This window comes from Levilactobacillus namurensis (assembly GCF_032197885.1).
Lineage (GTDB): Bacteria > Bacillota > Bacilli > Lactobacillales > Lactobacillaceae > Levilactobacillus > Levilactobacillus namurensis_A.
Genome location: NZ_CP134159.1, coordinates 597,396 through 620,059, shown reverse-complemented (window position 1 = coordinate 620,059; position 22,664 = coordinate 597,396). Strand labels below are relative to the sequence as shown.

The following is a 22,664-nucleotide window of genomic DNA, read 5'->3' as shown; positions in this document are numbered from 1 at the left end:
GTTACAAAACCTCACGATCATCTTTCCCGCGATAATACCGTTTCAAGTACGCGTACAAAGGAATCCCTAAGGCAATTACCAGCATCGACGTCAGTGCGCCCGCAAAGTCTGAGAACAGTTCACTGACCACCACGAAGCCGGTCCCTAAAATGGCAAAGAGGGGCACGACCGGATACCCCGGCGTCCGAAACAACTTCGGGCCACCCGCATGTCGCCGACGCAGAATGAAGACGCCCACGAACGCCGCAATGTAGAAGCTGTACATCACGAAGATACACAGTTCCGATAAGCGGTCCGTGTCCACCGTCAGAATCATCGCCGCCGACAATCCCAGCAGGGCCAACGTGGCGTTGACCGGCGTTTGTGTCTGCCGGTGAAGGCGTCCCAACCACTGGGAAAATGGCAGTTGGCGTTCGTGCGCCATCGCGTAATAGATCCGCGGGAAGCTCATAATCTTACCATTCAACGCCCCCAGAATCGAAATCATGATCCCAATATTAATCAGTCGGCCGCCCCACACGCCAAATGCGTTGGTGGCAAAGTATGCCGTGGCGTTCTCACCTAACTGGTCAATCCGTTGTGCACTCATGGACCGAAAGATGCCGTAGGTTACTCCTAAGTACAACAGGATGATAATCGAAATCCCCAAGATAATCGCCAAGGGCAGGAGTCTTTCCGGATTCTTGATCTCGCCACCTAGATTGGTAATCAAGATCCACCCATCATAGGCAAAAATCGTGGCCAAAACGGCCACCCCGAAGTTGCCCATGCTCTGGTGCACGCTCCCCAACGTTTCGCCAATACCACTCTGATGCCCAAAAAAGAGTCCGAAGACCACAATGGCTACGATTGGAATCAGTTTACAAATCGTGGTCACGATGGCAAACGTTGCCCCGTAGCGGTTCTGCAGCATATTCAACGTGGCAATCAACGTAATCGCCAGAATCGCAATGGGCGCCTTCCAGGCCGAACTGATGCCGAAAAAGTTAACCATCAACAGACCCAAATAGCCCGCAATCGAGCCCACAATGGCCGGCGCGTAGACGATGACCTGCATCCAACCGGACATGAAGCCCCAGAACTTACCGTAAATGTGATTCATGTACTGGTAGAGCCCACCCGTATGCGGAATCTGGGCCCCAATCTCTGATAAGGTCAAGCCGTCCGCTAGGGTAATCAGCCCCCCTAATAACCAGGCCAACAGGGCTAAACTCGTACTCCCCGTCAATTGCAATACGGAAGCCTGCTTAAAGAAGATTCCGGAACCAATCACCGTCCCAATGACCAACGCTAACGCTGACCACAGCCCCAGTGAGCGGCTCAATTCAACTGATGTGTCCTGTTTCACTCTATCCATCTCTTCTCTTATGCTCAAAATCGCGTGTCCAAGTCAGTATACTGAAATCCCCAGGCGGTTGCAATTTGAACACCACCTGCTGCGCAAGGCACTCCCATTCCTCCTTCCATTTCTGACTTCCAGGCGCTTAGTTCGGTCAATTCGCACCGGTATGGTCACAATTTCGCCACCTAGAGTTGACAAACGACCGGCGTATGATACGGTGAAATAGTTACGCATTTCAACTATTTAGAAAGGAACTTGGCCCATGACCAATAAACGTATCTCCCGTTCCCTGATTGTGATGGTCTTCGGAACGTTCTTCGGGATTCTCTGCTCGACACTCATGAACGTTGGGCTCCCCCAGTTAATGACGGCGTTTCACGTCAGCGAAGCGCAAGTTCAGTGGGTGACCAACGGCTACATGCTGGTCAACGCACTGATGATTCCCGTGAGCGCCTACCTGATCAAACGCTTCTTATTTCGCCACCTCTACATATTAGCCACCGCCATCTTCCTAGTCGGGACCCTCTTGGGCGCGCTGTGCAACCAGTTCATCCTGGTGATCATTGCCCGCATGATTCAAGCCATCGGGGCCGGCATGATGATGCCACTGGTCAACGTGCTCGCCATTCGCTACGCAAAGCCCGCCAAAAAAGGTGCCATCATGGGAATCATCGGCCTGGCCTTCAACTTCTCGCCCATTATTGGGCCGACCGTCTCCGGTATCATCCTGGACTACCTTTCCTGGCGCTACCTGTTCATCATTATTGTGCCGTTCATCGTGATCACGTTAGTGGCCTCGATCATCATTCTGCCCCGCATTCCCCATAACGAGTCGCCACACTTCGACTCTCGCGGGTTTGTGCTTGTCATCATTGGCTTATGGTGCATCTTGATGGGGCTGTCCAACATCTCTACGGCCCACTTCCTAAGCTGGCAGGTCGGCGGCTTGCTCTTAGTTGGCCTCATCTTCAGCCTAATCTTCGTCAAGTCCCAATTAGGCCACACCGATCCACTGATCAACCTGCAGGTCTTTAGTCACGCGCAGTTCGTCACCGCCACGCTGGTCAACATGCTCATCGTGGCCACCATGTACGGTAACACCATTCTCCTGCCCTTGCTGGTCCAAACGATTCAGCACCAAAGCGCCCTGGTCTCTGGACTAGTGATCTTACCCGGTGCGTTACTGACCGGGACCCTGTCCCGGTTAAGCGGTCGCCTCTACGACCGCATCTCGGTCCGGCGCCTAGTCGCTATTGGCTTGACCATCGACTGTGCCGGGACCCTCTTACAAGCGCTGATTGGGACCAATAGTTCGCCAGTCGTCTTGGCCCTATTCCAAGCCGTTCGGCAACTAGGCCTGGTGACCATGTTGATTCCGCTCCAGACCCACGCGCTGGGCTTACTGCCCTACGAGATGGTGCCTGACGGCGTGGCCACCTTCAACACGATTCGGCAGGTCGCCGCATCGTTCGGGACCGCCATCATCATTGCGGTGGTCGCCCTAGTCAACCGCAGCTTCCCGGGCAACGGCCACCTGGGTATCGAAGCCGGATTCTTAGTCTGCTTGTTCCTATTGGTTCTGGCGATTCTGACAGCACGCAAACTTCAATCACAGTTCCACACGAAAACGGCTTAACTTAAAAATGGTGTCCTGCTCACTCATCTGCGCAGGACACCATTTTTATTCGTCATTAGTCAGTCGCCAACTGATTTTCACTGATGGTCAAATAATCCGTCACGCTGTCAAACAACGTGTCTAACATGGCGTCCGGGTTCTTGATGGCGCCCTGATCTATCAGGTAATAGAAGTAAACCTGCAGATACCGCAACAGGGTCGGCCGGGTCGCCGTCCAAGGGTGCGCCTGAAATTGAGCACACAAAGCCGCTTGCAAACTTTCCTTGGTCCACCGGTTCAACCGACGATGGTAAGTCTGTACCATGGTGCGGTGTAAGTCCAAGACGAACTCCCGGTACTGCGAAAGGTCGCCGTTATCGTCCGCTGAGACTTCACCGTTGATCTGGTCGAGGTTATGGGTTGCCCGCTTGAGTTCCAAGTCCAATTGGTGCTGATCCAATGCCTTAGCTAAGGCTAATGGATGCGTGTTGGGCCGACGATAGACAGCTTTGGGATGATAATCCAACTTCCGCAATACCGCCTCCATCGCCGCAGAATTCATGGTGTAGTTGGGGTTGGTGAAGACCTTATCGGCCAAGGCAATCCCGGCTTGTTCACTAACTGATGACCAGGACTCCTCCGGTTGCAACTGCACCATGGCTGCCTGATTCCCCAGTTTCATCAGGGTCGCATATTTCCGCGCCGTCAAGACGCCCCGGTCTTGACAGAAGCGCAGGAACTGCCGGTAGACCCGCAATTCAGCCAAAATCGCCTGTGGTTGTAACGTGTCTAACCAGGTCCAAGTCAAAATAAGATTGAAGCGCATTGAATGCTCAGTCTTGGGCTCACCGATCCGGGGGTGGTCAGCCGTTAGGATTCGCTGATAGGCATAGTCGTCGCCTTGAAACAGGCGGTACGCCGCCAAGAGTTGCAGCGGGCTGTGCTTAGCGGCGACTTGTTCAATAAACTGGTTAAAGTCGACTTCCGCATCTGGTTGAACGAAAAATGGCGTGCGCTCTTCATCCCAAAGAATTACGGGTGAATTGGCGAAAAAGCCTTCACGGACCATCTCAGGGAAGTAGTTATCGCCAACATCGGGAATCTCATCTGCGAAGGAAAGCGTCTGGGTTAAATCTGGCCGAACCCTTTTAATGGCTTCTAAGAACCGCATATCACCATCGGTCTCCGAAATGACCCGTTGTTCGACCAAAACGTGCAACAGGTAGCCCCCCATCCCCGTCATCATTTGTAATTCTTCTTGCGCCATACCACTAGCGACTAACCCAACCGTAATCAGGTCGACCATCGACGCAGACGTAATCTGCGTCAACCCCCGGTTAAAGAAGACGCGTTGCAGATTCAGCAGAAAATCGGTCACGCCTTGAACTTCTGGTGAATCATCACCGTCCATTTGCTTAAGGAGTTGATTAAACCGACGCTCATCACGTTTCATTGCTAATTCATCAATTCTAGCGGGCAAAGGTCGCCGCACCGAAGCGCATGCGGACACCGCTTGAAAGATTTTTTCCATTTGTACTGGATTATCCATTGCTTTTACCCCTTTGCGTTGTTTTCCTCAGCTTACCATAATCTGCCCGAAACCCCTCAGCATTTCACATTCTGTCTTCAAAAAAGGGCCGACCCCAATCGGTCGACCCTAAATGACTATGCCTCTTCGGCGCCATTCTCCACAAAGACGTGCTTATCATCCAGCACGTACTGAAATTCAACGGCGTTCAGCATTAAGCTGGCCCGGAACAGGGCTTTGATTCCCTGTTCATTACTCATGACCACGAAGAAGTCCCGGTCAGTGCCACTGACGTGTTGGAAGTCTTCGTATTCACCCTTATACCCTGACTTACGGAACAGGGCAATAATCTGCATCATTTCTTTTTGCGTTACCGGTTTACTAGCCAATTTCAATCTCTTTTCTCTCTAATTTTTCTGCATTTCAAAGTTTAGCAGGTTCACCCCTGCACGTTCAACCACATTTTCTCGAATCAGACGGTAGCCTTCCCGTTCGAAGAAGGGCCGTGCCGTAATCGAGGCGTAGGTTTGATACCGATTCGCGGCGACCTGTTCTTCTAACGTCCGTACCAAAGAGCGGGCGATACCGCGGCCTTGATGGGCGTAGTGGACGTACAAGCGGTCCAGGTAACCCGTAGCCGTCATATCCGCAAACCCCAAGAGCGTCGCATCTTCTACCGCCACCAAGGTCTGGTGCGTCAGAAGGGACTTTTGCCAGCGGTCCCGGGTCACCCGGTCATCGTTGCCGATCCAAGCGGCGACCTGCTCTGGCGAATAATCGCGCCAGTTGACGCGTTCAACGGTCTCCCGGAAGAGTTGCCGTACCGCATGTAAATCGGTTGGTTCGTAGGATCTTAGGTGCATAATAGGTTAACCTCCCGATTGATTGATTTCCTAGCGTTGCTCATGCCAACCACTTCTGCGGATGCTTCAAGCGTCACACGAAGAGCTATTATACGTCAAACTGGTCTATTTTTGAAGCCGTTTCGGTGAAAAATCATCTCCCGATGGTTGACCATCCGCTAAACTCACGGGACCAAAAGGGACGCCATCAGCCTGAGTGCTCTCAGGCCAATCGCGTCCACCAAATTCAGCTCAAGTTGATTCCGGGAGTTTTCCCTAGAATGGCTTTAATCCAAGCCCTGGTTAAACCGCCCGACAAAGTAACGCTTGCCGTTGACCTTGTAGTTGGTCCAAGTTCCTTGAGCGTCGTAGGTGTCATCGACCGGGAAGAACCGCTGGGTATGCTTACCCTTCAACTTCTGGATGGTCAAGCGGTAATGGTTCTTGGCAACCTTCTTGTTCGGCAAGCCCTTGATTGGCTTCTTGTAGTCAATCGTGGTCTTAGCGCCCTTAACCGTCACCTTAGATACCTTGGTCGAATACGTCGGTTTCCACAGCTCGTTGGCCGTCATCTGGTAGACCCCACCACCTGGTGCGACCTTCTTCATTGCCGATGCGCTGTAGGCCTGCAAATAGTTATCCAGCGTTAAGTAGAACGCTGACGGGGTCTTCAACGTATACTTTCCGTTAGTCTTAAAGCCCGTTCCCTTTTGGAACAGCAACGTCCGGTCCGGCGCCTTGAGCTTGACCGACTTGAAGTTGGCCTTGGTAAACGGAATTGAGATCTTTCCGCGATAATTCAGGTTCTTCTGCCGGTTATAGTGAACCGCACCCGAAGAGAAGGCGGCCCGGATCACGATATTTCCCGCCTGGTCCTTGTCATTGGCGGCGCCACCCATCCCCTGAACGGCTAACAGGGAGCCCTTCTTCTTGATCAGTGGACGATAGGTCTTCCCCGACTTCTTCAAAATACCGACGTCCATGGTCTTCTTTAGCCGCACATAGCTGGTCTGGTTCCCCCAGTAGGCGCTCTTAGCCGATCCGGGCAACACCGTCTTAGCCTGGGCAGACACGGTCGTCCCGGCGAAGAACAGCCCTGCGACACTGGCCGTCGCCACTAAGGCACTACGTAAAATTTTAGTCATTTCACTCATCCTCCTCTAATATCTATTTTACACGAATAACAATTAGGGGTGGGTAACAGTTTGATGACAAATTTAAGCGTCAGCTACTGGTTCGATTAGTTCTTAATTTTCGCCAGCCAGGCCGTCACTTGTTCCGGGGATAACGTCGGTTGGGCTTCCAATCCCGTGCGGACCAGTGGACCCGATACCAATCCGGCGAAATCCTGCTGATAATCGCCAGGCGTTCCCGCATCCGTGTAGAAGGGGGCCACTACGCCCGCATAACCGGTCAGCTGTTGTAAGAAGCGACGGACTGGCGTTGCGACCTTCGCCCCCCAAACAGGGCCGCCCACCAAAAGCGTGGCGTATTGGCCCAAATCTGGCAGTGAATTGGTCAACGCGGGCAAGTTTCCCGTTGCCATTTGTCGTTGCGCCGTTTCAAACGTGGCGTTCATCTCCCGCGGAAAGGTGTTCTCCGCTACCGTTAGCTCCACCAAATCAGCCCCGGCCTGCGCGGCAATCACTTGGGCCACTCGCCTGGTCGTTCCCGACCAAGAATAGTAGACAACTAAAGTTTTACTGGTCATATCGTTTACCGTCCTTTCATTGAGTCTAGTTCGTTACTAGCGATTTTACTGCGCTAAATACCGTAACCAAACCGCACCATCATCAAAGCTCTGGACCGCCTTTAGCTTAAGTGGGAGCGGCTTACGGTCAGCTGGGCGACCATCGAAGACCGTCGGCTGATGGACCCGACCATCAACGCCGACCCCAATCAGGAGGCTAATCTCATCAATCAGACCGGCATCCAAAAAGCCGCCGTCAATCTTACCGCCGCCCACAATGGCTAAGCGTTCAACGTGAAACTCATCCCCTAAGACGTTCATGGCTTGCGCCAAGTCAATCTGGGCTTTCCCCGCCACGATCCAGGAAATCTGCTGCTTCGTCAGATAATCTAAGTAAGCCTGACTGGCCTGTTCACTGGTGATGATCAGGTGCGGCTGGCTTTGCCCCGCATCGTTGGGCCACAAGAGTGTCCCCCGTGTATCCAGAACCACGTTATAGCTGGCGGCCGTTTGGTTCTTGGCAAAGCCTGGCTTACCAGGTTGCGCACCCGCAGGTACCCTGAACGTCTCACCCGTCGTCAATTCTGTCTGAGCCGTGACCCGGCCGCTAATTCTAGTCGGTGCATCAATGGCTTTGAGGGTCGCATAATAGTGGTCGACACCCGTTAATTGGGCAGTCATGTCACAATCGATCCGACCATCGACGGCCATCATCATGTGACAGATGATATAAGGTTTGGTCAAAATAAAGTCCTTCTTTCTTGATTTCTATCAGGCTTCCGTTATCATAATCCTTAAAGTTAACTTTAAGTCAAGGGAAGGAGTCACCATGTCCACTACTTATACCATTGGCCAAGTCTCAACGGCCTTAAACATCCCCAGTTCCACGTTACGCTACTACGACAAGTTACACTTCTTGCCTCACCTGAAAAAATCAGCAAGCGGTATTCGCCAGTTCGACCAAGCCGATATTGATATCATTCGTATCATTGAATGCCTAAAGCTCGCCGGTCTCTCCATCAAAGAAATTCAGCAGTTCACCCAGATGTTGGCTGAGGGCGATGCCTCATTAGCCAAGCGCCAACAGTTCTTCCACCAGATTCGGCAGAACTTTATTCAAAAACTCACTCAAATGCAACAGACGCTCGCGGTCCTCGACTTCAAATGTGCTTACTATGATCAAGCCACCGCTGATGGCACCGAGGCCCTGGTCCAAAAGAACATGTCCCTGTCGTCCGTCATCCCCGACCAGCCCGCCCTGCCAACTAACTCGCCTGCCTAAACTTAAGCAGCACGCCTCACGATTGCCGTGAAGCGTGCTGCTTTTGGTCTAATTGTTCAGTAAAAAGCGATACGTGGTGGTCGGTAACGTAATCTTTTGGGTCCCCGGATTAAACCGGGTCAGGACCACCGGTTTCAAGCTCTTCAGCGGTTGCGGCTGGACCAAGACCCACTGCAGCTTGCCCCGCACCTTCATCCGGTGGAGCGCAAAGTGACTTTCCTGGTAATTATTCTGCGGATCCCGGCGGTCAATCACCGTATAGGTCCGCCACTTACCGGTCGCACGGGTCTGGACCACCGCCACGTGAGTCAAGTTCCGCATCTGATGGCCATCCCGGTAGGAGCGGTAATGGTGCTTGGTCATCACCGTTTTCCGCAAGCCGTCCGTATTACTGCCATAGTAATGGTACCAAGTCCCCCGTAAAACCTTAGGAATCGTCGTGACCTGGCGCGTCTGCGCTGCCGCCTGCGCCGAAGTTCCCCCTAATGACATCATCAACAACATACTTGCAACCGCAATCTTGCCCGCTTTACCTGTCATTTCGATGACCTCCCCCTGCTTTGGCTTACCTTAAGTATACCCTCGCCATTACAGTTATTGGGAGAATTTAACCCGCAATTTAGCAGTCGTTAACCACCTTAACCCAACGACTCGGTGACCTTTATCTTACGCAGCCACTGGTCGATCTGACGACCGTTCATCACCACTGCTCCAGGCAATAGCTCCGCTGTTGATTGATTTTCCCGTAACGTTCTGGCTAAGTTTTGCTGCGAGCGACCATAGTCTGACCCGCCGGAAGTGGCGAAGCCCGCTAACCGTTTCCCATTAAGGTCCAAATGGTCAATCGTATCATCAATCAACCGTGGCGGAATTCCCCACCAAACGGGATGGCCCAACAGAATCGTCTGGTAACCGCTAACGTCCGGTAAGCTATCGGGATCTACCGCCACCCGGCTAGCGTGTTGGTGTTGTTCAATCGACGTCCGAGACTTAGGATCATGCCAATTCAAGTCTGCCGCCGTATACGGCTGTTGGGCGCGGAGCTCATGAATATCCGCCCCTAGTTTTTGGGCCAGCTGTTCCGCCACTCGTTGCGTGGTTTTAGTCGCTGAAAAATATAAGACCAACGTCTTTGTCAATTTAAAACTTCCTTTCAATTCTAAGCATGAATGCTCTGGCCCAAATGATACGCCGCTTGAACGTGTTGGGCTAATTTCTGTTGATTCCACGAATCGTCGGCGTAAATGTCACCAAGACTGGGCCAGCGCATGTATTTTTGCAACTTTTGGAGGTGTAACTTAATGGCTCCGAGGTCCTCTTGAGTCCCATAACCCGCTACCAGAACCACCGATTTTTTGCCCTTTAACTCGTGATTGTAGTCGTAGAACCGATCAATCACGGCCTTAAGCTGGGCGTTGATGCCGAAGTAATACAACGATGAGACCAGGACCACCACATCGGCCGCCAAGAGTTGCGGAATCACTTCGTTTTCTACCACATCATTATCCGGAATCCCAACTTCCATGCCGGGGGCCTTCTCGAGTTGCAAGAAGTGCGGTTGCGCTATGCCCTGCAACCCCGCATCATAACGGTAAATCACGTTATTGGCTTCCCGCGCACCAGTTTCAAACGCGTCAGCCAAGCGCTTTGACGCCCCGGGATTATGAGGACTTCCCGTTAACATCACAATTTTCATTTTGTCATCGTTCCTTTCTGAATGATTCTAGTATAGGTGGCCATCAGCTACTTGAAAATTGACCATTCTTCATGCTAGGATAACTTTGATTTATACTCGTTAGGAGGTTGCCACCATGATTGATTATCACTTATTAGAGGCACTAGTCACTTATGCGCAAGTGGGCACCTTGGCCAAAACCGCTCAGCAGTTGGGGGTGACCCAACCCGCTATCTCGCACACCATGCGCCACTTAGAGGAGCAGTTGGGTGTGCAACTCTTTATCCGCACGCCCAATAAGTTATACCTTTCGGAAACCGGTAAGTACGCTGCCCGGGAAGCCAAGAAACTCCTAAACAGCAATCTCAACTTCACCCAGCGCGTTCAACAATTCAATCAAAATCAGGCTACCTTGACCATTGCGGCCAACGCTCCGGGGCCCCTAATTGTCCTGCGCGCACTGAAAGCCCCCAACGTCAAAATTTGGCCTGATTTTCTAACCACTGACGCGGCCGCTATGCTGGCTGACGGTCAGGTCACCTGCGTCTTACTCAACCATCCCCTAGACACATTCGATACCACTTCCGTCTTCCTAGGAACCGAGAATATGTCGGTCAATCTCCCGGCCGACAGTCCGTTGGCCCATTACTCCACGCTACGCTTTAAGGACCTTAACGACCAAACGCTGATGAGTCCTCAGGGAATTGGCTTCTGGCATCGCATCTACCAAGAGCAGATGCCGGACGCTAAGTTCATCTACCAAGACCAATCTCAGGTCTACAGCGAGATTCTGAACTACTCCAGCCTCCCGTTCTTCACCACCAACCTAACCAATCCGGCCGATGACTGGGGGATGGGCCTACCCCAAGACCGGATCGTCAAACCCTTAACGGACAAGCTGGCCCATCAACCGTTCTACGCCGCCTTTTTGACCCGCCATCAGGGACGGCTTCACCCTCTCATCGAACGACTCCAAGACCAATGGGACCGACTGGACGCCACCGCTCCCCACTCACCAGACACGCCATCTTCGCCCTAAAATCAAGAGACGTCAAAAAACACGAACCGTGATGAGTTCGTGCTTTTTGCAATTTACCTTATTTCAATAACCCATGTGCCACCAGGTAACGGTGCGCGACTGTGCTGGCCTGCTGGTGCTTGACCGCGACCTGGTAGTTCATCTTCCGCATATCGGCGGCCGTAATCTTGCCGCCTAAACGGTTCAACGACTTGACCACGTCGGGATGGTCACGGGCGAACGACTGGTTCATCAGCGGCGCCCCCTGATATGGCGGGAAGAAGTGCCGGTCATCCTTCAGAATCACCAGGTGATACTGTTGAACCTGCGGATCAGTGGTGTACCCATCCACCAGGTTGACCCGGCGATTCGCGATGGCCTGGTACCGCAGACTAGGTTCCATCTTCGAGATCTTCGCGAAGTCTAACCCGTAGGCCTTCTGCAAGCCCAAGTACCCATCCGGCTGGTTGGAGAAGTCCGGATCAAAGGCCGCGTGGACCTTATCGTTGACCCGTTTCAAGTCGCTCAACTTAGTCACGTGATACTTCCGAGAGAACTCCGGCGTGACCGCCAGATCATAACCGTTTTCATACTTCATCGGTGTCAAGAATCTCATCTTGGCTTGGGAAGCCAGCTCACGCTTGGCTAACTGGTAAATGGCCCCCGCCTGCTTAGGCGTCTGTTGCTTGGTCTTGATCAACGAGGTCAACACGGTCCCGGTGAATTCAGGGTAGATATCGACCTGTTGGCGTTGGAGGGCCTTATAGACAAAGGCCGTCCCGCCGAAGTTCGGCTTCAAAGTTACCTGTGATTGCGAGTTATCCGCCTGAATCAGATCCTTGTACATGTTCATCAGAATCTCCGGTTCACTCCCTAACTTTCCGGCAATCGTGATCTGGACGGGTTGGGGCCGCAGGGCTTGGATCCCCGCGTAGCCTCCCCAGCCGACTAGTCCTAACAACACGACTACTCCGGTGACCGTTAAGCGCCGTTTGGATGACCCGATAAACTTGAGCAAGCCACTGAACAGGAGGGCCAGCAAGGCGGAAAGGACACCCCCGATGACCAGGTACTGGTTATTGTTCTGTTGAATCCCCAGCATGATGTAGTCCCCTAAACCACCAGCACCGATAAAGGCCGCTAGCGTGGCGGTCCCGATGATCATGACTAAGGCAATTCGAATCCCCGAGATAATCATGGGTAACGCCAACGGAAATTCCAACCGCTGCAGGCGTTTCCACTTCGAAAGGCCGAACGCAACGGCGGCTTCTTCTAACTGCGGGTCAATCTGAGTTAACCCCGCGTAGGTGTTCTGATATAGCGGCATGATGGCGTACAGGGTCAACGCCACCACGGCCGGAACCGTTCCGATCCCCACGATGGGAATCATCAACCCTAACAGGGCTAGGCTGGGGATGGTCTGAATCACCCCGGCCACTTGTAGGCCGACTTCGCCCCAGCGCCGATGGTTGCGCAGCCAGATGGCTAAAGGCAACGCAATCGCCATGGCAATTAGCAGCGCAATAAAGGAAATCTCAATGTGTTGAAGGAAGGCCTTCAGAATGGCCCCGCGCTGGTCGCTAATCGTTTGCCAAAGTGCGTGCATCGGTGCCACTCCCTTCCTGTCCTAAGTACGTCAATAACTGTTCACGCGTCACCGAGTAGCCCTGCCCTTGATACTGAAATGCCAACTGGGGCACCGTCTGGAGGCGGGTAATCAGGTCACTGAATTGGGTGAGGACCGGTAACTGGTCCGTCACCGTGACCTGGTCGAGGAGCCCCGACTGCACCAGGTAGGCCAACTGCCACCAATGCGGCTGACGACTGCCGAAAAATTGGCGGATAAAGTCGTTGGCGGGGTGCCGCAGGATCTCACTGGGCGTCCCCACTTGTTGGAGCTCACCCTGATGGAGCACGGCGATTCGGTGCCCCATCCGCAGGGCTTCCTGCATGTCGTGAGTCACGAAGACGATGGTGGGCCGGTAAGTCTGGTGGAGCTTCAGGACTAATTCCTGAGCCTTTTGCCGTAAGACCGGATCCAGCGCACTAAAGGATTCGTCCATTAGCACCAGCTTAGGCGCCGTTGCCAGTGCCCGAATCAACGCCACTCGCTGTTGCTGGCCCCCCGAGAGTTCGTGGGGGTACCGGTCCGCGTACTGGTCGGGATCCAAGTCGACCTCCGTCAATAATTCGGCGGCCCGCTCCCGGCGCTGTTGCTTGCCGACTCCTTGCTGTTCGAGTTGAATCGTCACGTTGTCCGCAACGGTCAGGTTGGGAAACAGGCAACTGTCCTGGAGCACGTACCCCATGTGTAGCCGCAATTGCCGTACGTCATAGGTCTTAATCTTCCGGTCATCTAAGTAGACGTCCCCGGCAGTCGGGACCGTTAACTGGTTGAGCATCCGTAATAGCGTGGTCTTCCCACTCCCACTGGGCCCGACCAGGACAAACAACTCACCATCCTCAATGGTCAGATTGATATTTTTCAAAATCGTCTTATCGCCGTAGGTCATCCCCACGTCTCGGTAGGTAATCATCCGCAAACTCCTCTCTAAGCATCGGCTCTTAGTCCGCCCTAAGGCAAGACCACGACCTTTCCTGGCTGACGTTGCTGCTCTAAAAAGCGGTGCGCTGCCGGGAGTTGGTCTAAGCCAAAGACCTTGACCGGGTGAACGTCCAAGTGCTGGTCTTCAATCAGACGAAGCAGGTCATTCAACTGGGCTTCATCAATGGTGTAACTGGCAAACGAGGTCATGTAGCGGTCATTAGGAATCGCCGTGACCGGGTCAAAGTCGGGAATCGTCCACACGTTTCCCATGTCGCCCGTAACGCTGGCAATGCCCCACGGCGCCAAATGCTGCATAGAATCCAACGCCGTGGCTGCCCCCACCAGATCCAGAATCCGGTCCACCGGCTGGTCCGTTTGGAGGTGTTGCGCGCAATCTTGCACGAAGCCATCATAGCCTAAAGGTTGCCACTTGTCAGGCGTTAGCGCTCGCCGCGACGTTCCCAAGACCGTTAGTTGCGGGGCCATGGCTCGGGCCAGCTTCAAGGCAGCCAACCCGACGCCCGTCGTGCCGCCCCGAATCAACAGAGTCTGCGCCGTCGATAACCGCAACTGTAAGAGTGCGCGGTAGGCCGTGTGGTAGGTCTCCGGGACCGCCGCCAGGTCCGCCCAAGGTAGATTAGTCGTGACGGGGTGAATCTGCGCATTGGGTAATAACGCGTACTCAGCGTAACTCCCATCGAAGTCGCGGCCCATCTCGCCATTCATCGAGACGACCTTCTGCCCCACCGGTAACCGTTGGGCGTCCGTGGTCTGGTCAATGACCCCCACGCATTCGATTCCCAGAATCCGGGGGAAGGTGACCGACGGCGACTTACCTTCCCGGGTAAAAATCTCCGAGTGGACAATCCCGAAACCTTTGATCTTAACTCGCGACCAACCGGGTTTAACTTGCGGCGTCGGAACGTCCGTGTAAGTCAACACGTCGGCATCACCAGGTTGATAAACCACAACTGCTTTCATTTTTTAATCTCCTTTACTCTGTTGTATACTAATCCTAACTTATCTGTTTAAGGGTGGCATCTTTTATGACTCAAATCGATCAAACTGATATTCAAATTCTGAATCACCTCAACCGAAATTGTCGCATCACCAAGAACCACCTCGCTCAGCTGGTTCATTTAACGCCACCGGCTGTGGCCGCTCGCATTGCGCAGTTGGAAGACAGTGGCGTGATTCGCAAGTACACCATCGAAGTCGACCCGGAAAAACTGGGGTACACCCACCAGGTCTTCATCCAAATTCAACTGGCCCACTTCAACCACCAGGACTACCACGCGTTCATCCACCGGAAACGCAACTTCATTCGCCACCACTACAAGATTTCCGGTCAGATGAACGAGATGCTTCAAGCGGCGTTCCACTCTAGCGCTGAACTCAACGCGTTTCTGGTGGAATTGGAAGCTTACGCGAACTACCAAGTTTTAGAAATTATTGATGAATTGATTTAACCGCCACAACCCTCTTAGTTTACTTGCTAGTTTCCGCCCTTAACAGGGGAAAACTAAAGGAATCCCTAGCAAAGACCTTATTTTCTAAAGTCTCATCCCTCCAACCAAAAACCAGCTTCTCACAGGCAACGCGTGAGAAGCTGGTTTTAAGTTCGTTCTATTGATTAAACCGACGCCAGTAGTCAGCGAGATACCGACTAGTCAGCCCCTGCGGCTGGCGAATCAAGTCCTGTGGTCGACCCTGAGCGACGATCTGGCCACCCTTCACGCCACCCCGGGGGCCTAGATCCAACACGTGGTCGGCGTTCACAATCAAGTTCAGGTCGTGGGTGATGGTGATAATGGTCGCACCACGATCTAGCAACTGTTGCATCACGTTGACCAGCGTCTTGACGTCCAGCGGATGCAGCCCAATCGTGGGTTCATCGAAGACGAACAGCGTGGTGGATTGGTTATGGTTCAAGTGTTTGACCAGCTTCAACCGTTGGGCCTCACCACCGGATAGACTTGGCGTGCTCTCGCCTAGATGCAGGTAGCTCAACCCGACTTCCTTTAACAGCTGCAATTCCCGGTGAATCTTGGGAACGTCCTTGAAGACGGTCAACGCCTGCGGGATATCCAGCTGTAGGAGGTCGACGATGGAATAGCCGTGCCACTTGACCGCCTGCACGGCCTGGTTATACCGTTCGCCGTGACAGACTGGGCAGACCTGTTGCATGTCGGGCAAGAACTGGATGTCTAACGTGACCACGCCAGCACCACCACAATTCGGGCAGGCTCCCTGTTTGTTATTGTACGAGAAGTAACTCGGCGTATAGTGTTTTTCCTTAGCCAATGGTTGCGCAGCGAACAACCGCCGTAAGTTGTCCATGATACTGGTGTAGGTCGCCACGGTTGAACGCTGGGTCTTCCCCACCGGCGAAGCATCGACACTGACCACTTCTTTGACCGGTGACGTTAAGGCCTTGACCTGCACGGGCAACGACTGTCCCTTGATCTGACGTTGAATGGCCGGTACCAGGCTATCCAGGATCAAGCTGGTCTTCCCGGCACCGGAGAACCCGGTCACGGCACTCAACTGGTTGACCGGTAACCTGGTCTGTAGGTCTTTTAGGTTGAAGTAGTCGGCCACGTCAAAGCTGATCTGGTCGCTGGCAGGCGTCGGGGCAATCGTGCGTGCCAATAGGTGCGCCGTGCCGTTGAGGTAGGGGCCAATCTTAGAGTGCGGGTTGTCCGCGACATCCTGCGGCGTCCCTTGGGCAATCAGCTGACCACCCTCCGCGCCGGAACCAGGGCCAACCTCCAGAATCCAATCGGCCGCCTGGATGATGTCAACGTTGTGATCGACCACCACCAACGAGTTCCCTTGGTCGACTAACTCCCGGAAAATCTTGAGGAGGCCACTCACGTTGTCCGGGTGCAACCCGATTGAAGGTTCATCCAGCACGTATAAAACACCGGTGGTCTGGGTCCGTAACGTCCGGGCCAGCTGAATCCGTTGGAGTTCCCCGGTAGATAGGGTGTTCCCGTTCCGGGCAATGGTCAGGTAGTCCAACCCTAGCTCCAACAACGGTCGCAAGTCATCTTCGAATTCCTTGAAGAGGCTAGTCGCTACTTGATGCATGTCAGCGGGCAGCGTTGCGAGTACCTTTTGTTGCCAATCGGTCAAATCGCCTAACGTTAGGTCGCTGACCTGGGCAATGTTCAGGCCGCCCGCTAGCTGGGTCAAGAGTTCCGGCTTGAGCCGGGTCCCGTGACACACGGGACAGGTGGAGTAATGGAAGAATTCACTGATTCGTTTTTGCGCCCGTTCACTCTGGCTACTCTTGGCCGATTCCAAGACCGCCGCGTGGGCGTTTTCGTACAGCGCGTTGAAGTCGTGGAAGACCCGCCCTGTCCCGGAAACGAAGTCCATCTTGTACTTCTTTTGCGGACCGTTTAACACGAAGTCCTTTTCCTGGTCGGTCAAGTCGCGGTACGGCACATCCGTCCGAACTCCGGCATGAGCGGCCACCGAAGGCATGAAGTTCCGACCGGGCAGGTGCCACGAGGCCACGGCGCCCTCCTCTAGAGTCAGGCTGTCGTCACCAATCAGTTTACTCTCATCCAATTGGCGCACCTTCCCCGTCCCTTGACACTCGGGGCAGGCTCCGTCCGAATTAAAGGCGAAGTCTTCGGCACTAAAGGCGTTAAACTTGACGCCACATTCTGGACAGGTCAATTGCCCCATTTGAAAGCCGTCGCGTGCCATCGCCTGGGCAATCTCTAGACTAGGCTCAAGGCGGTGACCGTTAGGGCAGACCGGTGAGCCTAACCGGGAGAAAATCAAGCGAATGATGTTAAACAGTTCGCTCATGGTCCCCACGGTCGCCCGCTCAGAAGGGACGGCCGGTCGTTGTTTCAAGGCTAACGCCGACGGAATATGTTTGACACTGGTCACGTCCGCCTGGGCGCCCAGCTTGATTCGCCGTCGAGTATAGGTCGACAGCGCTTCCAGGTAGCGCTGCGACCCTTCTTCGTAGAGGATCCCCATGGCCAACGAGCTCTTCCCCGAACCCGAAAGTCCGGAAATTGCGACGAACTGATGTAGTGGAATATCCACGTCAATGTTCTTCAAATTATGGACCCGCGCCCCGCGAATCTCAATCTTTGTCGGCAATGTGGTTGCCATTGAATCGACCCCTTTCGTTTGATCGTTTACCTGTCAGAAAACCTTTTATTCTAAACTATTTTCATGGTATCACGATTAACATTTCAAACCCAGCTATCCATTTCTCACTAGATTGCCCGATAAAGAATCACCCCCGCATACGCGGGGAATACCCAGAGGAGAAGAGGCCGAATTGGTGCCCCCCGGAGTCACCCCCGCATCCGTGGGGAATACACTAAAGAAATTCCGGTAAATCAGCACAGTTTCTCTCACTTGTACACGATATGTACGTCCATTTATTACATTTTATCATTCCCCATACTTGACTCCCATTAACATACCAACGTATCGTTAAATTCGCTACATAATAATTTGTAATCTGATTTTAGCTAATCAAGCAGCTGATTTTTCAACCCATCTCAAAAAAGCCCGTCAAACTGCTGACGGGCTTCATTTTGTTCAATTAACCGAACCGATAAGTCACCAAGACGCTCAACAGAATCAAGCCCAGTCCCACGAAGAAACCGCCGGAGAGGGGTTCTTGCAAGCACCACCACCCTAACAGGCTTCCCACGACCGGCTGGATCAAGAAGAAAATGCCAGAAGCGGGACTGTTAAAATGTCGGAGTCCTTGATCCCATAGGAAGAACGCTAGCGCCGTTGAGACGGCTCCTAAATAGAAAATACTTAAGAAAACTACGGTACTAGTCTCGTACTCATCATCTACTTAATTTCAGAGGAGAAGAGACCGAATTGAGCGATATCATCAACAAATGTTATCCAATTCAAATGACGGTTAACCAGATTACCTATGATACCGGTAAAAGGGATCCAGTTTCAGTAAAGTAACCTCCCGCCAGACAAATGAATCTCGTAATTATGAGACACTTCATGGCCTGATTCTCTTTTTTACAGATTATTCTCTCGACCAATAATGATTCCTTAGTAATGATAACGACACTGAATGATCCAAATAGTATCGGCGGATACCATATACACAATCCGATCAGCTTTATTAATCCGTCGCGACCAACAATTGTCTAATTGAAATTTTAATGGTTCCGGTTTCCCAATACCGGTAAACGGGTGCCGAATCATATCATCAATAATCTTATTAATAGCTTTCAGTGTCTTTCTATCCTGCTTCTGCCAATATTGATAGTCTGCGAGCGCCGCTAACGAAAAGCTGACCTTAGTAATCTTCATGAGAAAGTCGGTCCCACTTTTCCTTAGTTAGGCTCTTTATCTGCTGGTTCTTAATCTGATTCATGGATTCTTCCAAATTCTGACGATTAGCTTCTGAGCTCAGTAAGTATAGCGTTTCTTGCCATGATTGGTATTCTTTCTCCGACATTACCACCACATTACGATTCTGAGGCTTAGTAATGATGACATGATCATCAAAATCAACCACATCATCGGTTAGTTTTTTAAGATTCTTGCGGGCATCAGAAATATTGATTGCAGTAGTTGCCATAGCTAGTCGGTCCTTTCACAATTCTTGTTTTTAATTAGATGGTACAGTATTTTGTACCATCTCACAAGAAAAGGGATTAAAAACTGTACGAATTATTGTCAAACCCGCTTATTACCCCCCCTCGAGAAGGGGAGTGATGGCTTATAGCTTAGCATCCGCAGAGAACACTCAATTCCAGTGTTGTCCTAAACTACATCAACAGTATTTCAATCATGCATTTCACCAGAAATACGCCTATAAGTATCTCAATGAATCCAACAATTAACATTTTTAATCCCCCTAGCTTTTTATCCACAAAGGCGTCACGCTCTCCAGCCGTTGTGGGTCAGTGTCTCACGTCAGCTTAACCGAGAATGACTCGTCCCGCACGACCTTATCAAGGTCCGCTGTAAGTACTAGCAATCGATGGGAGCGGTTTTTTCGCACCGAGTGTATTAACTAACCGGCTATGTCGATTGACTCCCATTGAGTAGACTCTTCTTTTGCTGGTTTATCATATCTCGATAAGCTATCCCGCTTGACCTTGATGCCATCATATCATGCTAGTCCTTAATTCTAATTTTTAAGTGCGCAATCTTCACTTTTAATTAGCTATGAATTCAATTTTTGACTTTGACTAACCACCCCATTGACCACCATCACCCCAAACCATAGAGTAACTCTATAATCCTAAAAGAAAGTGTGACTAAAATGGACCACCAAACCGTGCTCAACTTGCTATACCTCGCCTTAACGTGGGGGTGCTACGGCTACCTAGTGAAAATCTTAATCCGCAACATCGATGACTTAACCGCCTCAATGTATCAAAATATCCAAACCGTCTATGACCTGATTCCACTGAAATACATCAAACCGCTCATCGCTTTCAGTATCTGGTTAAGCGCCGCCTTGGGATCTATTCCCATAGTTCTCGAACTAGAATTGGGCCATAACTCCGTCTGGGCCAACCGCGCTTGGTGGCTAATGCTGGCCCTGACGCTTTTTTCAGCCATCCTTCTCCACTACCGCATCAGTACATTAATTTTCCATCACTACTTACCCTCCGTCTTTCCGGGAGTCAATCCTTGGCCACTCTTACTTGACCGCTCTATCGTTCACCTAAAAACCGATTTAAGGGCTCATCCGGATTTGCAAGCCCAACTGGAGAATCGGCAAACGGAGGCCGCACTAAATTCCCAGTTTTTAGCCCAAAAACTAGGCTATCCTGACCTAGACAACTTAGTAAACTTGGCGATAGTCCACCCCGAACTCCACAGCCGGTGGTTATTCTTTGCCCGCTTATTCGGGGTCCTAAAAACGGTTGATTTCGAAGTTGCTTTAGACTTTGACCAACACCTAAAACGGAATCTAACCTCACAGGAGCTACGCCGTTACCAACTCCATAGTCTGAACAGCAAATGGCTCGCCATTGTCTGGCTGACCATCGTGGCAATTCTCCAAAGCGCGATTATCTTCCTTTGAAGGGTCATAACTGAAGTACCAGGCATAACACCTTTTAAAACATGGCACATCACCCCATCTCAAAAAGCCCGTCAAACAGTTGACGGGCTTCATTTTGTTCAATTAACCGAACCGATAAGTCACCAAGACGCTCAACAGAATCAAGCCCAGTCCCACGAAGAAACCGCCGGAGAGGGGTTCTTGCAAGCACCACCACCCTAACAGGCTTCCCACGACCGGCTGGATCAAGAAGAAAATGCCAGAAGCGGGACTGTTAAAATGCCGGAGCCCTTGATTCCATAGGAAGAACACCAGCGCCGTCGAAACGGCTCCTAAATAGAAGATACTTAAGATAACGTGGGGACTTTCCCAAGCCACCGTCTGTAGCACGCGATGCTGGATCCCCACCACGGGGGTTAAGCAGGCCAGGGCCACGACCGTCGCCAAAAACGTGACCTGCAGGCCATCGTATTCCGGTGAGATCAGCTGAAGGAGCACAGACATCAGTGCCCAAGTCAACGCCGCCACCAGCAAACAAAGCACACCCAAGATAAAGTGACGACTCGGAAACTGGTGACCCACGATGACCCAAACACCCAAACTGGCCAAACCCAAGCTGACCCAATGGTGCCACTTAGGCCGTTGCTGAAGTAACGGCCAGCTGAAGAGCATCATGAAAGCCGGCGTCGCGGTCGTCACGACCGACCCTAACTGGGCCGAGGACAACCAGGTGCCCGTCTCTTGAGCCACAATCGATAACGTATCACCAACCACACCTGCTAACCCAATCAACATGAGATTGGACCAATCCCAATGCCACTGGATTCGGCGTACCCACGCCATTCCCAAGAGCACGACGGCCCCCACCAAGTAACGCAACCACACCAGTTGGATGGGCGGAATTTCCATCACGATGGCTTTGACCACCACAAACATACCGCCCCAGATTGCCGCAGCTGACACCAATTCTACGCTTCCCAGTACTCTAGTTTTTTTCAAAATCATATTCCTCCGCTTATTTTATTGATTACCTATAAAATCAGCGGAACCACGCCGCTGATTAGCCGCGCGTAGGAACATCACATTCAAATAATGGTGCTAAAAACATCTTGATCACTTCCTCATCAAAAGGTAGAGCTAGTATACCATTCGTTAGGTATCGTCGCTAATCGGGACTCAAAATCAGCCACCAGGCAACGGTGCCCTAGTGGCTGATTACCAATCAAATTTCCCATTTACCCCCGCTCGACATTCACTTACCTACTGGTCTAGCGGATTATTCAGGGGCGAGTAGTGATTCTGCACAAAGTGGTGCGACTGTACGGCAACGCGATAATCCGGTAATCCCCAGACAGCGTTGCCGTACAGCCACTGCTTGATACTCAACGCCCGCCCTGCTTGACAGTAGGCTTGTAACTGAACCGTGTACCACTGCCGTTTATCAGCGGGAAGCAACAGCACGCCCGCGCCGGCGTCACGCATCAGCCAATTGGCCGCCACCCAAGCCGTCCGTTGATTGCCTGTGGCAAATAACTGCCAGCGCGACAAATATAACGCCAAGTCCATCGCTTTTTCAGTCGCAGACTTCCCAGACGCGGTCAAAATCGCGGTCAACCGTCGCAAACTCTGCTCACGGTTCGGAACGGGCGGTCGCCAATTCGTGGCTTCACTGACCGTATCCCGTAGCTGACCAGCACCAGACGTTCCCGTCGCAATCACCCGGTTCAAGACAAAAATGCTGGTCGCCGTTAGCGGGGCATCCCCCGTCATGACCTCCTGGTAAGCCCGGTACAACGCTAATCCGGCCTGCCGTGTAGCAGAAGATCCCGTTGGCGCCGGTTCCCCGCTTAAAATAGCTGCGGTCTGTTCCAGCGTACTAGGAATCTGGTCTAGCTGAATCGTTGTCGTCAGTAGTGTCACCAAGTTAGCCTTCAACCCCGCATTCGCTGCTGGACGATCAAACTTATATTTATCCGGAAAATTCAAAATGGGTCCCTCCCATAGATGGCCACCAGCTCACCGCTAAACCGGCAATGGTGCCTCTGCTCAGAATATCTAAATTCTACACCGTACTACTATTTGGAGCGA

At 52.2% G+C, this 22,664-nt stretch carries 23 protein-coding genes and 1 pseudogene; 5 read left to right on the top strand and 19 right to left on the bottom strand.

What is annotated here, in order from left to right; all coding sequences use genetic code 11:
• Position 1: 1 nt before the first annotated feature.
• Positions 2–1,357, bottom strand: a complete 1,356-nt coding sequence (locus RIN67_RS02730) for an APC family permease (protein ID WP_264999813.1) — start codon at positions 1,355–1,357, stop codon at positions 2–4.
• A gap of 247 nt (positions 1,358–1,604) precedes the next feature.
• Between RIN67_RS02730 and RIN67_RS02725 the strand changes: the two genes are divergently transcribed.
• A complete protein-coding gene (locus RIN67_RS02725) occupies positions 1,605–2,978 on the top strand; it encodes a DHA2 family efflux MFS transporter permease subunit (protein ID WP_313826051.1) in 1,374 nt (457 codons plus the stop codon).
• Between the two features lie 55 nt (positions 2,979–3,033).
• Here RIN67_RS02725 and RIN67_RS02720 read toward each other — a convergent pair whose 3' ends face one another.
• The 6 genes from RIN67_RS02720 to RIN67_RS02695 form a co-directional block, all read right to left on the bottom strand.
• Entirely contained in the window at positions 3,034–4,506 is a 1,473-nt protein-coding gene (locus tag RIN67_RS02720) for a hypothetical protein (RefSeq protein WP_264999815.1), read from the bottom strand.
• Positions 4,507–4,622: 116 nt separating this feature from the next.
• Complete coding sequence (locus RIN67_RS02715) at positions 4,623–4,874, bottom strand: hypothetical protein (protein ID WP_024747292.1); 252 nt, start codon at positions 4,872–4,874, stop codon at positions 4,623–4,625.
• Between the two features lie 18 nt (positions 4,875–4,892).
• A complete protein-coding gene (locus RIN67_RS02710) occupies positions 4,893–5,348 on the bottom strand; it encodes a GNAT family N-acetyltransferase (RefSeq protein ID WP_264999816.1) in 456 nt (151 codons plus the stop codon).
• 266 nt (positions 5,349–5,614) lie between these two features.
• The gene (locus tag RIN67_RS02705) at positions 5,615–6,472 is read right to left on the bottom strand and encodes a hypothetical protein (protein WP_264999817.1); all 858 of its coding nucleotides are present in this window, start codon (positions 6,470–6,472) and stop codon (positions 5,615–5,617) included.
• A gap of 95 nt (positions 6,473–6,567) precedes the next feature.
• Positions 6,568–7,038, bottom strand: coding sequence for a flavodoxin family protein (locus RIN67_RS02700; protein ID WP_264999818.1), 471 nt, complete (start codon positions 7,036–7,038; stop codon positions 6,568–6,570).
• 45 nt (positions 7,039–7,083) lie between these two features.
• On the bottom strand, positions 7,084–7,761 hold the full coding sequence (locus RIN67_RS02695; protein WP_264999819.1) for a dihydrofolate reductase family protein: 678 nt from the start codon (positions 7,759–7,761) through the stop codon (positions 7,084–7,086).
• An 85-nt stretch (positions 7,762–7,846) separates the two neighbouring features.
• On the opposite strand from RIN67_RS02695, the gene RIN67_RS02690 reads away from it, so the two are divergent.
• Positions 7,847–8,299, top strand: coding sequence for a MerR family transcriptional regulator (locus RIN67_RS02690; RefSeq protein ID WP_264999820.1), 453 nt, complete (start codon positions 7,847–7,849; stop codon positions 8,297–8,299).
• Between the two features lie 48 nt (positions 8,300–8,347).
• Here the strand turns inward: RIN67_RS02690 and RIN67_RS02685 are convergent, their stop codons facing one another.
• The 3 genes from RIN67_RS02685 to RIN67_RS02675 form a co-directional block, all read right to left on the bottom strand.
• Entirely contained in the window at positions 8,348–8,839 is a 492-nt protein-coding gene (locus tag RIN67_RS02685; RefSeq protein WP_264999821.1) for a hypothetical protein, read from the bottom strand.
• A 98-nt stretch (positions 8,840–8,937) separates the two neighbouring features.
• Positions 8,938–9,438 (bottom strand): flavodoxin, encoded by a 501-nt coding sequence (locus RIN67_RS02680; RefSeq protein WP_264999822.1) that lies wholly within the window; start codon positions 9,436–9,438, stop codon positions 8,938–8,940.
• Between the two features lie 20 nt (positions 9,439–9,458).
• Positions 9,459–9,995, bottom strand: a complete 537-nt coding sequence (locus RIN67_RS02675) for a flavodoxin family protein (protein ID WP_264999823.1) — start codon at positions 9,993–9,995, stop codon at positions 9,459–9,461.
• A gap of 115 nt (positions 9,996–10,110) precedes the next feature.
• Between RIN67_RS02675 and RIN67_RS02670 the strand changes: the two genes are divergently transcribed.
• Positions 10,111–11,013, top strand: a complete 903-nt coding sequence (locus tag RIN67_RS02670; RefSeq protein WP_264999824.1) for a LysR family transcriptional regulator — start codon at positions 10,111–10,113, stop codon at positions 11,011–11,013.
• 58 nt (positions 11,014–11,071) lie between these two features.
• On the opposite strand, the gene RIN67_RS02665 is transcribed toward RIN67_RS02670, so the two are convergent.
• Genes RIN67_RS02665 through RIN67_RS02655 form a run of 3 tightly spaced genes read right to left on the bottom strand, consistent with a single transcriptional unit; the run spans position 11,072 to position 14,521 of the window.
• The gene (locus RIN67_RS02665; RefSeq protein WP_313826052.1) at positions 11,072–12,598 is read right to left on the bottom strand and encodes an ABC transporter permease/substrate-binding protein; all 1,527 of its coding nucleotides are present in this window, start codon (positions 12,596–12,598) and stop codon (positions 11,072–11,074) included.
• A complete protein-coding gene (locus tag RIN67_RS02660) occupies positions 12,573–13,529 on the bottom strand; it encodes an ATP-binding cassette domain-containing protein (RefSeq protein ID WP_264999826.1) in 957 nt (318 codons plus the stop codon). Before RIN67_RS02660 ends, RIN67_RS02665 begins: the two co-directional genes overlap by 26 nt.
• A 38-nt stretch (positions 13,530–13,567) precedes the next feature.
• Positions 13,568–14,521: a zinc-binding dehydrogenase gene (locus RIN67_RS02655; RefSeq protein WP_264999827.1), complete on the bottom strand. Its 954-nt coding sequence runs from the start codon at positions 14,519–14,521 to the stop codon at positions 13,568–13,570.
• Positions 14,522–14,586: 65 nt separating this feature from the next.
• On the opposite strand from RIN67_RS02655, the gene RIN67_RS02650 reads away from it, so the two are divergent.
• Positions 14,587–15,009: an Lrp/AsnC family transcriptional regulator gene (locus RIN67_RS02650; RefSeq protein ID WP_199219567.1), complete on the top strand. Its 423-nt coding sequence runs from the start codon at positions 14,587–14,589 to the stop codon at positions 15,007–15,009.
• A 157-nt stretch (positions 15,010–15,166) separates the two neighbouring features.
• Here RIN67_RS02650 and RIN67_RS02645 read toward each other — a convergent pair whose 3' ends face one another.
• The 4 genes and pseudogenes from RIN67_RS02645 to RIN67_RS02630 form a co-directional block, all read right to left on the bottom strand.
• Positions 15,167–17,680: an excinuclease ABC subunit UvrA gene (locus tag RIN67_RS02645; protein WP_264999828.1), complete on the bottom strand. Its 2,514-nt coding sequence runs from the start codon at positions 17,678–17,680 to the stop codon at positions 15,167–15,169.
• Between the two features lie 442 nt (positions 17,681–18,122).
• Positions 18,123–18,350 (bottom strand): annotated as a pseudogene (locus RIN67_RS02640) (EamA family transporter); the annotation flags it as partial.
• Positions 18,351–18,601: 251 nt separating this feature from the next.
• Positions 18,602–18,865, bottom strand: coding sequence for a Txe/YoeB family addiction module toxin (locus RIN67_RS02635; RefSeq protein ID WP_264999829.1), 264 nt, complete (start codon positions 18,863–18,865; stop codon positions 18,602–18,604).
• On the bottom strand, positions 18,852–19,136 hold the full coding sequence (locus tag RIN67_RS02630) for a type II toxin-antitoxin system Phd/YefM family antitoxin (protein WP_264999830.1): 285 nt from the start codon (positions 19,134–19,136) through the stop codon (positions 18,852–18,854). Before RIN67_RS02630 ends, RIN67_RS02635 begins: the two co-directional genes overlap by 14 nt.
• A 690-nt stretch (positions 19,137–19,826) precedes the next feature.
• On the opposite strand from RIN67_RS02630, the gene RIN67_RS02625 reads away from it, so the two are divergent.
• Positions 19,827–20,597, top strand: coding sequence for a hypothetical protein (locus RIN67_RS02625; RefSeq protein WP_264999831.1), 771 nt, complete (start codon positions 19,827–19,829; stop codon positions 20,595–20,597).
• Between the two features lie 102 nt (positions 20,598–20,699).
• Here RIN67_RS02625 and RIN67_RS02620 read toward each other — a convergent pair whose 3' ends face one another.
• Together RIN67_RS02620 and RIN67_RS02615 are read right to left on the bottom strand one after the other, a co-directional pair.
• Positions 20,700–21,575, bottom strand: coding sequence for a DMT family transporter (locus RIN67_RS02620; protein WP_264999832.1), 876 nt, complete (start codon positions 21,573–21,575; stop codon positions 20,700–20,702).
• A gap of 261 nt (positions 21,576–21,836) precedes the next feature.
• Complete coding sequence (locus tag RIN67_RS02615; RefSeq protein ID WP_264999833.1) at positions 21,837–22,562, bottom strand: Fic family protein; 726 nt, start codon at positions 22,560–22,562, stop codon at positions 21,837–21,839.
• Positions 22,563–22,664 lie beyond the last annotated feature (102 nt).